The sequence below is a fragment of the Acinetobacter sp. PC34 genome, from assembly GCF_051789135.1.
Taxonomy (GTDB): Bacteria; Pseudomonadota; Gammaproteobacteria; order Pseudomonadales; family Moraxellaceae; genus Acinetobacter; species Acinetobacter johnsonii.
On record NZ_CP196664.1, the window covers coordinates 2,153,314 to 2,166,281 of the forward strand.

At 41.8% G+C, this 12,968-nt stretch carries 10 protein-coding genes and 5 tRNA genes; 12 read left to right on the forward strand and 3 right to left on the reverse strand.

Annotated features, from left to right (window positions below; genetic code table 11):
- Positions 1–572 precede the first annotated feature (572 nt).
- A complete protein-coding gene (gene argG, locus ACSC9N_RS10510; RefSeq protein ID WP_004694013.1) occupies positions 573–1,916 on the forward strand; it encodes an argininosuccinate synthase in 1,344 nt (447 codons plus the stop codon).
- A gap of 56 nt (positions 1,917–1,972) precedes the next feature.
- On the opposite strand, the gene ACSC9N_RS10515 is transcribed toward argG, so the two are convergent.
- The gene (locus tag ACSC9N_RS10515; protein WP_010326369.1) at positions 1,973–3,235 is read right to left on the reverse strand and encodes a GGDEF domain-containing protein; all 1,263 of its coding nucleotides are present in this window, start codon (positions 3,233–3,235) and stop codon (positions 1,973–1,975) included.
- A gap of 151 nt (positions 3,236–3,386) precedes the next feature.
- Between ACSC9N_RS10515 and pyrC the strand changes: the two genes are divergently transcribed.
- From pyrC to ACSC9N_RS10565, 10 genes are all read left to right on the forward strand, one after another.
- Complete coding sequence (gene pyrC / locus ACSC9N_RS10520) at positions 3,387–4,421, forward strand: dihydroorotase (RefSeq protein ID WP_010326368.1); 1,035 nt, start codon at positions 3,387–3,389, stop codon at positions 4,419–4,421.
- A complete protein-coding gene (gene rnt, locus ACSC9N_RS10525; RefSeq protein WP_010326367.1) occupies positions 4,406–5,065 on the forward strand; it encodes a ribonuclease T in 660 nt (219 codons plus the stop codon). Before pyrC ends, rnt begins: the two co-directional genes overlap by 16 nt.
- 20 nt (positions 5,066–5,085) lie before the next feature.
- Positions 5,086–5,161 (forward strand) — tRNA-Glu (locus tag ACSC9N_RS10530).
- 409 nt (positions 5,162–5,570) lie between these two features.
- On the forward strand, positions 5,571–7,001 hold the full coding sequence (locus ACSC9N_RS10535) for an amino acid permease (protein WP_439036032.1): 1,431 nt from the start codon (positions 5,571–5,573) through the stop codon (positions 6,999–7,001).
- Positions 7,002–7,176: 175 nt separating this feature from the next.
- Positions 7,177–7,252 (forward strand) — tRNA-Glu (locus ACSC9N_RS10540).
- A gap of 109 nt (positions 7,253–7,361) precedes the next feature.
- On the forward strand, positions 7,362–8,774 hold the full coding sequence (locus ACSC9N_RS10545; protein ID WP_058952081.1) for an amino acid permease: 1,413 nt from the start codon (positions 7,362–7,364) through the stop codon (positions 8,772–8,774).
- 80 nt (positions 8,775–8,854) lie between these two features.
- Positions 8,855–9,760, forward strand: a complete 906-nt coding sequence (locus tag ACSC9N_RS10550; protein WP_058952526.1) for an alpha/beta hydrolase — start codon at positions 8,855–8,857, stop codon at positions 9,758–9,760.
- A gap of 132 nt (positions 9,761–9,892) precedes the next feature.
- Positions 9,893–9,968 (forward strand) — tRNA-Glu (locus ACSC9N_RS10555).
- A 24-nt stretch (positions 9,969–9,992) separates the two neighbouring features.
- Positions 9,993–10,068 (forward strand) — tRNA-Glu (locus tag ACSC9N_RS10560).
- Between the two features lie 47 nt (positions 10,069–10,115).
- Positions 10,116–10,191: transfer RNA gene (locus ACSC9N_RS10565), tRNA-Glu, on the forward strand.
- Between the two features lie 77 nt (positions 10,192–10,268).
- On the opposite strand, the gene ACSC9N_RS10570 is transcribed toward ACSC9N_RS10565, so the two are convergent.
- On the reverse strand, positions 10,269–10,877 hold the full coding sequence (locus tag ACSC9N_RS10570) for a YiiX family permuted papain-like enzyme (RefSeq protein ID WP_010326364.1): 609 nt from the start codon (positions 10,875–10,877) through the stop codon (positions 10,269–10,271).
- Positions 10,878–10,938: 61 nt separating this feature from the next.
- Between ACSC9N_RS10570 and ACSC9N_RS10575 the strand changes: the two genes are divergently transcribed.
- Positions 10,939–11,604 carry a glutathione binding-like protein gene (locus ACSC9N_RS10575; protein ID WP_010326363.1) on the forward strand — a complete coding sequence of 222 codons (666 nt, stop codon included), beginning with the start codon at positions 10,939–10,941 and terminating at the stop codon, positions 11,602–11,604.
- An 8-nt stretch (positions 11,605–11,612) separates the two neighbouring features.
- Here the strand turns inward: ACSC9N_RS10575 and ACSC9N_RS10580 are convergent, their stop codons facing one another.
- Complete coding sequence (locus ACSC9N_RS10580; RefSeq protein WP_010326362.1) at positions 11,613–12,857, reverse strand: NADH:flavin oxidoreductase/NADH oxidase family protein; 1,245 nt, start codon at positions 12,855–12,857, stop codon at positions 11,613–11,615.
- Between the last annotated feature and the right edge of the window lie 111 nt (positions 12,858–12,968).

Here is a 12,968-nt window from a genome sequence, read left to right on the forward strand (position 1 = left end):
CAATATTGGACAGACCAATATGAGCAACCGTAAAGAGAAACAAACCAATAATGACTTATACTTGGCTTATTTTGATTTAAAATGAAGTAAAACTTCAATTAAAAGTTAATATTGGTATGACCAATATCAACTACCTTTATAAACACGATCATATTTCAATCAAATTAATATCATTGTTTTTACTGATATTTTTATGAAAATAATGCTAATTTTAGACTTTAGTCTAATAATATAAAAAATAATCACCGAACTTAAATCCAGCTTAATACTCAAAAAATGGAAAAATCACACAATATTGGTAATACCAATTTAAAACCAAACCAACCTCCCCACTTTTTTGATTAATTTACAGCCTAAACATCTTCTAAAAAGACAAAAATTGAGCACACAATATAGAAACCGATTTTATCCAGATTTTTTTCAACAGTATCGATATGCACATGAGCCTTAATATTTTTAAAGCCCTATGATTTTTTAGAAAAACCATTTGGAAAAGTGCTACAATCGCGGACATATGTATTCTTTCAGGCCACCCATTCTCGGTGCCTATATTTATATCGTTAGGATTAACAATGACTGATAATGCAACTATCTTGCAGAATGTCCCAGTTGGCAAAAAAGTTGGTATTGCCTTCTCTGGTGGTCTAGATACTTCAGCTGCACTTTTGTGGATGAAACAAAAAGGCGCAGAACCTTATGCTTATACAGCAAACTTAGGTCAGCCTGATGAAGACGACTACGATGCGATTCCAAAAAAAGCGGAAGCGTATGGCGCAGTCAAAGCTCGCTTAGTTGACTGCCGTTTACAGCTTGCACTTGAAGGTATTGCTGCAATTCAATGTGGTGCGTTCCACATTTCAACTGGTGGTGTACCGTATTTCAACACGACGCCATTGGGTCGCGCAGTAACAGGGACTATGCTTGTTACCGCAATGAAAGAAGATGATGTCAACATCTGGGGTGATGGTTCAACATATAAAGGAAACGATATTGAACGTTTCTACCGTTATGGTTTGTTGACCAACCCTGCACTTAAAATCTATAAGCCTTGGTTAGACCAAACGTTTATTGATGAATTAGGTGGCCGTGCTGAAATGTCGCAATTCTTGATCGACAACGGCTTTGACTACAAAATGTCAAAAGAAAAAGCGTATTCAACTGACTCAAACATGTTGGGTGCGACCCACGAAGCAAAAGATCTTGAATACCTCAATGCAGGGATCAAAATTGTTGACCCAATCATGGGCGTTGCATTCTGGAAAGACGACGTAGAAGTTAAAGCTGAAGAAGTATCGATTACTTTTGAAGAAGGCTTCCCTGTTGCAATTAATGGTCAACGTATCGAAGACCCTGTTGAGTTCATTCTTGAAGCCAACCGTATTGGTGGTCGTCATGGTCTAGGTATGTCTGACCAAATCGAAAACCGTATTATTGAAGCAAAATCTCGCGGTATTTATGAAGCACCAGGTATGGCACTTCTACATATTGCTTATGAGCGCTTGGTTACTGGTATTCATAACGAAGACACGATTGAACAGTACCGTATTAACGGTCTACGTTTAGGTCGTTTACTTTACCAAGGTCGTTGGTTCGACTCTCAAGCATTAATGCTTCGTGAAACTGCACAGCGTTGGGTTGCCAAAGCCATCACTGGTACTGTGACTTTAGAGCTTCGTCGTGGTAATGACTACACCATCATGAACACTGAGTCTGAAAACCTCACTTATGAAGCTGAGCGTTTGACGATGGAGAAAGGCGATTCAATGTTTACGCCAATGGACCGTATTGGTCAGTTAACTATGCGTAACTTGGACATCACAGATACTCGTGCGAAACTTGGTATTTATACCAATACTGGTTTATTAGCTGTAGGTACTGGTTCTGCTGTTCCACAGTTAAAAGACAAAAACAAATAAGTTTGTTGAATGTCAAAAAAACCGCTCATAAGAGCGGTTTTTTTTATTTTAGCGATTCATTCTATACAAGTCGATGTGGTTAAGGGCTGATAATAAATCTGGTTACGCCCCAATTGCTTGGCGCGGTATAAAGCCTGATCTGCGATACCCAGCAACTCGACTTTACTCAAATCCACCTCACCTTTAAAGACCGTAATTCCTAAACTAATGGTGACAAATGGAGATACTTCAGACATTTGATGCGGAATTTCCAAACGTTCAATCGCTCGGTAAATATTTGAAGCCACCGCATAAGCGCCATGTGCATCAGTTTCAGGTAATAACACCACAAACTCTTCGCCGCCATAACGCGCCACAAAATCCATATGCCGAATCGCATTTTTAATAGATTTTGCAATCGATGAAATCACATCATCGCCCTTTTGGTGACCATAACAGTCGTTATATTTTTTGAAAAAATCAACATCAATAAACAAAATCGACAAGGGTGTTTCATCCTGACGTGATTGCTCATAATAAGTATCCATCATTTCGTCAAAATTACGCCGATTTGATATCTTCGTCAGCTCATCATTCTGACTCAAATGCAGCAATTCTGAAGTATGTATTCGATGTATTTTTTCACTAATTTTAGCGCGACGAATATTTAAAAAAATGATGCGCTCGCGGGCGTAGATCATACGGCTGATGATAAACCCCAGCAAACAGCTACCAAACATTACACGCCCCATCACGATCGCATCAAACTTGACCAGAGTCGAAATCAGGACTAAAAATGAAACCCCAGCGGCTGCCATACCAGTCATAAAAACATATCCTGGTTTTACCCCAGTCAGCAAATACCCCAAGACATAAATCATGCAAATGATCATCATCGCTTGATGACGCAAAGCTTCGGTATGCACCGATATGGTCAACCAAGTCGTCGAGACCACGGCCCAAAACACAGCAAACATGGCTGCATAGGCAAAAAAAGGCTTCAGCTTGACAAAATGTGAAAAAACATAAAGAAATAAAAGACAAACTGCACCATTTAGCAGCCCCAATAAGCAATGAATAAAATCTTGTTTAAAGTGAGACTGTTCAATAATCCAGTAATCCCCCGGAATCGTCAAAATGGCGAAAATAAAATAAGCCAAAACACCAGACCAAAGAAAGTCATTAATATTGCGACGTGCGCGCTCTAAGTTTAATCGCCAAAACTCTTGTTCTAATTTCTGAGGAAAAACCTGACCAATGCGACGGTTGTGTCGTGTAATCAGCTCTTCCATTTTTTCTTTGTCATACTGAAGTTTGGCGAGGTTGTATTTATATTCCATACCAGACCAGATTTAATTCTTGTAGTTGCCTAAAAATAACACAAAATTACAAAGATAAATCATAATAATCAGACAAGATGCCTTTATTTGTCATTACCATTTTTGGCGCATATGCATTATCATCTGTTTTATTTCTTTGACAGAAATCGCCTTGAATACGATTACGATTCTCCAGCCAGATGATTGGCACGCTCACCTTCGTGATGGTCTTGCATTACAACGTACGGTTCCCGATTTAGCCCAACAGTTTTCACGCGCTATTTGTATGCCAAATACCGTACCGCCTGTTAAAACGGTTGAGGAAGCGAATGCGTACCGTGAACGCATCATGGCGCACGTACCAGAAGGTAATGCTTTCGACCCACGTATGGTGTTGTATTTTACTGACACAACTTCACCTGAAGAAGTCAAGAAAATTAAAAACTCTGAGTTTGTAAATGCGATTAAACTCTACCCTGCTGGCGCGACCACCAATTCAGACAATGGTGTAAGCGACATTCGTAAAGTCTATGCCGTTATTGAGCAACTTGAAGAACATCAGGTTCCATTACTGCTGCATGGTGAAGTCACACACAATCATGTCGATATTTTCGACCGTGAAAAGCGATTCTTAGACGAAGTTCTTTCTCCGTTGCTAAAGCAATTTCCAAAACTGAAATTGGTTTTAGAACACATTACCACCAGTGAAGCGGCCAACTTTGTTTTAGAACAAGACCGCAATGTCGCTGCAACCATTACCCCGCAGCATTTACTGTTTAACCGCAATGATATGTTGGTTGGTGGCATTAAACCGCACTTCTATTGCTTACCCATTTTAAAACGTCAAACCCATCAGCAAACTTTGCTCGAAGTTGCGACCAGTGCCAACCCTAAGTTTTTCTTAGGCACAGACAGTGCACCACACTCTAAAAATGCCAAAGAAAATGCATGTGGATGTGCAGGCTGCTACAGCGCACCAACGGCAATTGAACTTTATGCTCAAGCCTTTGATCAAGTGGGTAAACTTGAACGCCTTGAAGGTTTTGCCAGCCACTTTGGTGCAGACTTCTACGGTCTACCGCGCAATACTTCAACAATTACACTGGTAAAAGAAGACCAAGTCATCCCTGAGAGTTTAGACTATTTGGATGGTGAACAGATTATTCCGCTGTATGCGGGTAAAACCATTCAATGGAGAAAAGTGTGACAAATGAAACATTGCCAATAATTGGTCAGCGTTTCCGTGGTTTTCTACCTGTTGTTGTCGATGTCGAAACAGCAGGTTTTAATGCACAGACCGATGCCTTATTGGAAATTGCTGCAATTCCGATTATTTATAATGAAGAAGGTCAATTTGTACCGGGCCCTGCACATCATGCGCATATCAATCCCTTTGAAGGTGCAAATCTAGACCGTCGTTCACTGGACTTTATTGGTATTGATCCCTTTAATCCCATGCGCATGGCCATGGCTGAAGACGAAAAAACAGCATTAAAACGTATTTTTAAAGCCGTCAATGAAGTCCGTCGCCAACAGAACTGTACACATGCGGTCTTGGTCGGTCATAACGCCCACTTTGATTTAGGCTTTGTACAAGCAGCGATTGCACGTACAGGTACTAAAAATCAAAACCCATTTCACAGTTTTTCAGTATTTGACACCGTCACCCTAAGTGCTGTGATGTTTGGTCAGACTGTTCTTGCGAAGTCATGTATTCAAGCTGGGATAGAGTTCGATGGTAAAGAGGCCCACTCGGCTTTATACGATACTCAAAAGACCGCCGAACTGTTCTGTTATATTTTGAACAAACTCGCACCACACCTACTTGACACTCTGATGGCGGATCAATAAGATACCGCCATCCTCGCAACGTCCCTATCGTCTAGAGGCCTAGGACATCGCCCTTTCACGGCGGTAACCGGGGTTCGAATCCCCGTAGGGACGCCATCTTATTCTATTTCTAGAACACATCACTTTTCATTTAATCGGCTATTGACCACCGATGTTTCATTTCAGTTTTAACCATACGCTCGCTATACTATGGTCTGTGTTTTTCAAGGTTGATTGTTATGCTTAAGAAAATTCTAATCTTTTTATTAATTCTATCGCCTTCTATTTTTTATCTATGGTTTGTCCAACAAGGAACCAATAACACTAAACAAGACCCTGTCGCACAAGAAATCCACTCAAGTGTTGAAAACAGCCCTTCTTACCCAACACCTGACCACTAAAAGATAGTCTTTAAGCATTTGTTTTTTAAATTGATACCGATAGTTCATCAGAAAATTTCAATTCACGTGATTTTTCATCTTATTAAAAACTAGAATATAACTTTAAGCCCATTCTTTGATTTTCTATGCAATCTGCAACGCCGCCTTCGCAGTCGTCAACTGATTCACTGCAAAATACCTCATTAAAACGTGCCATGAGCACACGCCACCTGATCATGTTATCGCTTGGTGGTGCCATTGGTACAGGCCTGTTCATGGGCTCAGGCGAAGTGATCTCTCAGGCAGGCCCTCTCGGTGCTGTGCTGGCTTATATTATTGGGGGTTTGATCGCATATATGGTCATGCTTTGCCTTGGAGAGCTTGCAGTACATTTACCTGTTTCTGGTTCATTTGGTGCCTTTGCAACACGTTATATTGGCCCTGGCACAGGTTATATGGTGTCGTGGATGTATTGGCTCGGCTGGTCGGCAACACTTGGCACCGAATTTACCGCAGCAGCCATTTTGGTACAGGAATGGTTCCCACATACGTCGATCTGGTTATGGACGCTAATCTTTGCCAGTGGCGTCCTGATTTCAAACCTTAGTTCAACCCGAGCTTTTGCAGAGTCTGAGTTTTGGCTGTCCATGATTAAAGTCGCAACTGTACTTATTTTCATTCTATTAGGCTTTGCCTGTATTTTCGGTGTTATCCCTTTTCAAGGGTATGAATCTGCCCCCTTATTTGACAGCTTAACCGCACAAGGCTGGCTACCAAATGGCCTTATTCCGTTGTTTACCACCTTATTAATTGTGAACTTTGCCTTTAATGGCACAGAAATGATTGGTATTGCCGCAGGTGAAACTGAAAACCCAGAAAAAAATGTACCCAAAGCCATTCATGCCGCGGTTTGGCGCCTGATTATTTTCTTTGTTGGTACCATCATTGTCATCAGTTCGCTACTTAGCTACACAAACACAGGTTTGCAAGTAGGTGGACATGGCGGCTTAAGCAGCAGCCCGTTTGTGACTGTATTTACCCAGATGGGTATTCCTTACGCCGAAGATTTTATCCGTTTTGTGATTATCACGGCATTATTATCAACCGCAAACTCAGGCTTATATGCTGCATCTCGTATGATGTGGGCCCTGTCCTCACAAAACCAACTCCCCAAGCTTTTTGCCAAAGTAAGTAAATCTGGGGTGCCTTATATTGCCATTTGGGTCACCATGATTGGTGGCTTACCAGGCTTGCTCTCTGAGCAGTTTGGTGCAGATGTCATTTTTAAGAACTTGATGGGTGTTGCAGCATTCACTATGGTGATTGTCTGGATGAGTATTTGCTGGAGTCAGTTTAACTTCCGTCGCCAATGGTTAAAGCAAGGTCATGCTTTATCGGAATTGAAATTCCGTACCCCGTGGTATCCGTTGGTTCCGATCCTAGGCTTTATCTGCTGTACTGCGACAGGTTTAAGTATGGCGGCAGACCCTGAAATGCTTTCAGGTTTTATTGGCTGCTTGCTCTTTATGGCCGCTTGCTATACCAGTTACTATTGGCTCTATCACAATAAAAACTAAGCATCTTCAGCAAAGTGAGCTCAAGCTTATTTTTTGAGCTCACTTTTGCAACAATAAAAAATTCATTCAATTTAATTACTTGTTTTGCCTAATGTTTGAACTTTCAACCATCACAGAGCAAAAACCCTTTTGACAAATAGGCCTTTAATCCTTAATATACGCATCACCTCACAACGTCCCTATCGTCTAGAGGCCTAGGACATCGCCCTTTCACGGCGGTAACCGGGGTTCGAATCCCCGTAGGGACGCCATCTCTTGATCTTATCCGATCAACACTTATTCATAATTACTATTATTTCATTGCAGATTTGCAGTTTTTCACTACAATAGCCCGCTTCATTCCTGAACTTATTAACGCTTATGCACTCATCTCCGAATGATGCTTCGCATCAGGGCAATTCTGCGCCTTTAAAACGCGCTATGAGTACTCGACATCTGGTTATGATTTCGCTTGGTGGCGCAATCGGGACTGGCCTATTTTTAGGATCGGGTGAAGTCATTGCACAAACGGGGCCTGTAGGTGCCATTATTTCTTATTTCCTCGGCGGGATCATTGCATATATGGTCATGCTGTGTTTAGGGGAACTTGCTGTTCATATGCCTGAGTCTGGCTCATTTGGCGCCTATGCCAAACGCTATATCGGACCAGGTACAGGTTATACCATCACATGGCTGTACTGGCTAACGTGGTCAGTCACGCTAGGAACCGAGTTTACAGCTGCCGCACTGCTCATGCAGGAGTGGTTTCCAGATAGTTCAATGTGGATGTGGACTCTAATTTTTGGTGCATTTGTATTTAGTTTAAATATGATTTCGACCAAATGGTTCGCTGAATCTGAGTTTTGGTTGGCTTTAGTCAAAGTTATCACCGTTGTTATTTTTATTTTATTGGGTCTACTCGCTATTTTTGGCGTGATTGGCTACAGAGGCTATGAAGCTGCGCCTTTATTTAGCAACTTAACAGCTCAGGGTTGGTTCCCAGAAGGCTTGTTCCCTATCTTTACCACCATGTTGATCGTGAACTTTGCATTTTCTGGTACAGAGCTGATTGGTGTTGCTGCGGGTGAAACCAAAGATCCTGCTAAGAATGTACCCAAAGCCATCAATACTGCGATTTTCCGCTTATTGATTTTCTTTGTGGGTACCATATTGGTCGTGACTTCACTCCTTCCGCATCAAGAGGCAGGTTTAGCGGCTGAAGGCGTGAGTAGTAGTCCATTTGTAACCGTATTCCAACACATTGGCATTCCTTATGCTGAAGATATCATTCGTTTTGTGATTATCACTGCGTTGCTATCTGCTGCGAACTCGGGACTATTTGCCGCTTCGCGTATGATGTGGTCGTTGTCTTACCAAAAACAGTTGCCAGCAGTCTTCTCAAAAATCAATGCACGTGGTGTCCCTTATGTGGCAGTCATCGTGACCATGATTGGGGGGATGCCGGGTTTACTGTCTGAACAGTTTGCACCTGAAGCCATTTTTACAAACCTTTTAGGTATTGCAGCGTTTACCATGGTCGTCGTTTGGATGAGTATTTGCTTAAGCCAATTTAACTTCCGTCGCCAATGGTATAAACAAGGACGTAAAAAAGAAGAATTAGGTTTTGCAGCACCCCTGTTCCCTATTGTGCCAATCCTTGGCTTTATCTTCTGTTTTATCACCTGCGTCAGTATGGTGTTTGATCCAAGTATGCGTATTAGCTTCTTTGGTTGTTTACTGTTTATTGCAGTATGTTATGCAAGTTATTACACCTTTTATCACAAGAAATCTTAATCCTTACTGTTAAAAAGAGCGACTTCGGTCGCTCTTTTTTTTATACTGTTTTTATCGAGTACATCATCGGTGCATGCCTGATGAATATTGTATGGATTCATGGGATGAATCAGCAGCACAAGACTGCGCGTACCCTGCTTCAACATTGGCTTATGATCTTACAACAGGTACTGAGCGAACTTGGCCGTGCAAATGACCTTCGCTATCTTCAGCGGCACAGTCGGCTGGCCTTTTACGGAGATCTTCTAACACGTCAGCATTTAGAAAACACCCTCAATGCCAGCACCCTCATGCCACAACATTGGTCTCCTTTTTCTTTTTTACATCCTATTCACCTGACGCACACCGCTGCACCCAATATCGAACATCAAGCTGAAATTTCTAAAAACCCCCAGCTCACCATTTCAGATGAACTCTCATTCAATAATAAAATTAAATACATCAGCCTCCTCAGCAAAGATCTGGCCTTACGCGACTTAGCTAGTTTAATCAACCACTTCCCAGAGCTGCATAGTAGCTTTATTCATCGTTTTTTGATGGAAGCGTATCTATATTTATCCAATCCACACTTCATCCACACCGTGCATACGCGTCTGCATGAGCACTTACACGGTACGAAACCCAATATTGTGATTGCCCACTCTTTAGGCAGCGTGATTGCCTATAATTATTTAATTCGACACCCTGAACTTAAGATTCAAGCACTAATTACCCTCGGTTCACCACTTGCTTTTCGCGTTATCCAGTGCCATTTACAGCAACCTATTCAACGGCCTGCAGCTTTATGTGGCGATTGGATCAATTTTTATTCAGATGCTGATTTTCTGAGTGCTTTTCCACTGAACCAAAAACCGTTTGCTTTTACTCCCGCCATTATCAACAAGCAAATCACCACCGATCTTGCTCATCCTCATCTGATCGAAGGCTATTTACGCCATCCCGAGTTCATCAACAACTTGCTTAAGTTGCTTAAAAAATCGGCTTAAATCATATGATTTTTAATCATTTTATCTAGATTGTTTTAAATTTATGCACTCAACACTTAAAACTAGAATTATTTAGAGAAAAGCGTTTGACACCCCTCTATTTTCGCCCTAATATACGCCCACCTCTGAAACGTCCCTATCGTCTAGAGGCCTAGGACATCGCCCTTTCACGGCGGTAACCGGGGTTCGAATCCCCGTAGGGACGCCAATTTCAGAAGTAAAGTTTTATTAAGTCCCTATCGTCTAGAGGCCTAGGACATCGCCCTTTCACGGCGGTAACCGGGGTTCGAATCCCCGTAGGGACGCCATTACTTAAGATCAAAAGTAATTGGTTTTAAAACATCACTTCTGTACTGTCCCTATCGTCTAGAGGCCTAGGACATCGCCCTTTCACGGCGGTAACCGGGGTTCGAATCCCCGTAGGGACGCCATATTCGAGATTGATTCTTTCTAAAGTCATCTCACAAAAAAGCCCAAGCATTATGACTTGGGCTTTTTTATTGCTTGTCTATTTACGATCAACTTCAATTAAAGCGGTCGAGGCAAAAATAGCCTGTGGCGCAATCACAGTTTCATTCAAGGGAATGTTTTTCCCATATCGCTGTTGCATGAGTTGCTTGACTTCAGGCGAACTTAAATTAAATTGCTTCAGTTTGGATAACGGCGCCAACTCAATGCCTAAAGCATCATGATAGGCCTTCCAGACTATTTCTGAGCAATATAAAGCACGATTGTCCCACTCAAAATAAAGATCATAAGGCTGGCCTAAGTATTGTTCTGCGTTCTTGATCAAGTGCTGCTTTTGCTGAACAGTCAAATTCGTTTTAAAGCGCTTCACCACATAATGCCGTTCAACCCCGCGATCAATCCACTGCTGAAGTGCAGTATATTTCACAGGCTGAACCGCCTCTAAAACCCATGATTTTCCATTTTTATGAACAATTAAACCCATATGGCTATAACGGGACTTGGTCGCTTTTTGTATCCCTAAACTTTGCTGAGACTTCGAAACATGAAAAATAATATCGCCCGTTTGATAGGACATATTCGCCCATAGCAGCTGAGGACTTACCAACAGTAAAACAGCACTTAAAATCGCAACATTTCTATTTTTCATCCTAGATTTCCTTTATTCTTCTTTTATAGATACGATCAATCACTTAAAACTAAAAATATTTATGATCTTACATCATCTTCAAAACTCGCGTTCACAACGTATTCTTTGGCTACTTGAGGAACTTGAGCTATCTTATGAACTCAAGCTGTATGATGCAACACAAGCTAGACAAACGAATCTGAAATTTCCAACGCTCGACATTCCACATTATACTCAGACGATACGACTTACGGAAAGCAGCGCAATCGTAGAATACTTATGCCAACTGTGCCAGAAGTTGATTATTCCTCATAAGCATACACAGTATTGGAACTTCTGTTTTTATAGCCATTATAGCGATGCCAGTCTCATGCCCAATTTGGCATTGAAACAAGTTTTCCAACACATTAAACAACAAACACCTTTGCTTGTACGTTTTGTGAGTTTGGCCTTTCAAAGCGCGTTCAATCGTGCTTATTTAAACCCTGAGCTACATCGGCAACTTAAAGAAATTGATACCCACTTAAGCACGCATTCATACTTTGCAGGCGATGTGTTTAGTTATGTGGATATCTTGATGTGGTTTCCAATCTATGCGGCCAGTTATGCCACTCCGCAGTTTGCCCAGTATCAGTCTATTCAACACTATTTCACCCAAAAACAAAGCAGACCTGCCTTTAATGCTGCAATGGCACGTGGGCAATGGTCTGCTTCTTATTTTGAACACTATTGGTCTATCACACAGTGAGGCTATGCTTAAGCTGACTTTCTAGAGTTGACTTGCCCCTTAATCACGGCTTTCACATTGCCTTTTAAATAATTAAAAAACACTTTGAGCGGTGACAGTTTCGGATTTGGTTGTTTACCTTCTGCGATATCCTTAAATTGTGCGGCATACCAGATCACTTCCATAATCGCCATTTTATCAATCATCGAAATACCTGTTTTGATCTTATCGACTGCATAACGTACATCTTGCCCTGCAATTAAACGATTGGTCACGTCGGGTTCTACCGCAAATGGACGCGCCATCCCAATAAAATCACACGCGCCACTCGCTAAGGCTGCGTTCATACCCGCAGCAGTACGAAAACCGCCTGTCACCATCAGCTTACACTGGACTTGTTCACGAATTTTTTCAGCAAACTCTAAAAAGTAAGCCTCACGTGCAATGGTCGACGCTTTACGTTTTTCTTGCTTCACCCCTGCCATCGCAGGTGCTTCATAGCTGCCCCCTGAAATTTCAATCAAATCAATCCCAGCCGCATCAATAGCTTTAAATGTCGCAATGACATCTTCTTCACTAATCCCGCCACGCTGAAAATCTGCTGAATTAAGTTTGACAGAAATAATAAACTGATCCGAGGTCGCTGCACGTACCGCTTTATAAATTTCCAATAAAAAACGCATGCGGTTTTCAGCAGAGCCACCCCATTGATCTTGGCGTTTATTGGTCAACGGCGATAAAAACTGACTGATAAGATAACCATGCGCACCATGTAATTGCACGCCTTCAAAACCCGCTTTTTCACAGATGGCGGCTGAAGTTGCAAAACGTTGGATAATATCAAGGATTTCATCTTCACGAAGCGCTCGCGGCGTTCCGAAGCTCATTGCTAAAGCAGGGCTAAACGGTACTGCTGAAGGTGCAACCGTTTCCTTATTTAAACCCTTAGGACATTGACGGCCCGGATGTGACAACTGCACCAATTGCACCATGCCATGTTTTTTACCAATCGCAGCCCATTGTTTTAGTGGTTCTAAGTCACGTTCGGTTTCAATCACCACCACGCCTGGTTCATTTTTAGCTCGGAAGTCCACCATCACATTACCTGTAATGGCACAGCCTAGGCCTCCTTTTGCCCAAGCCTCATACAAGCCTAAGTGCAAATGATTCGGCTGGCCAGCATGATTGGCCAGTGCTTCACTCATTGCCCCTTTAATCATCTTATTTTTAAAATGGACCTGCCCAATGTCGATTGCGCTTGCAAGCTGGCTCATGAAAATTCATCCTTTAATATTTTTTAGTGTTTTTACTCTATGTGTTTTTTGGCTACAGTCAAGAGAATTTGACAATTCATTTTGTCAAAATTTCTGATCTTTTATTTAGAA

Coding starts and splice junctions, on each gene's coding strand:
- argG (WP_004694013.1), top strand. CDS start 573: ATGACTGATAATGCAACTATCTTGCAGAATGTCCCAGTTGGCAAAAAA.
- ACSC9N_RS10515 (WP_010326369.1), bottom strand. CDS start 3,235: ATGGAATATAAATACAACCTCGCCAAACTTCAGTATGACAAAGAAAAA.
- rnt (WP_010326367.1), top strand. CDS start 4,406: ATGGAGAAAAGTGTGACAAATGAAACATTGCCAATAATTGGTCAGCGT.
- ACSC9N_RS10535 (WP_439036032.1), top strand. CDS start 5,571: ATGCAATCTGCAACGCCGCCTTCGCAGTCGTCAACTGATTCACTGCAA.
- ACSC9N_RS10545 (WP_058952081.1), top strand. CDS start 7,362: ATGCACTCATCTCCGAATGATGCTTCGCATCAGGGCAATTCTGCGCCT.
- ACSC9N_RS10550 (WP_058952526.1), top strand. CDS start 8,855: ATGAATATTGTATGGATTCATGGGATGAATCAGCAGCACAAGACTGCG.
- ACSC9N_RS10570 (WP_010326364.1), bottom strand. CDS start 10,877: ATGAAAAATAGAAATGTTGCGATTTTAAGTGCTGTTTTACTGTTGGTA.
- ACSC9N_RS10575 (WP_010326363.1), top strand. CDS start 10,939: ATGATCTTACATCATCTTCAAAACTCGCGTTCACAACGTATTCTTTGG.
- ACSC9N_RS10580 (WP_010326362.1), bottom strand. CDS start 12,857: ATGAGCCAGCTTGCAAGCGCAATCGACATTGGGCAGGTCCATTTTAAA.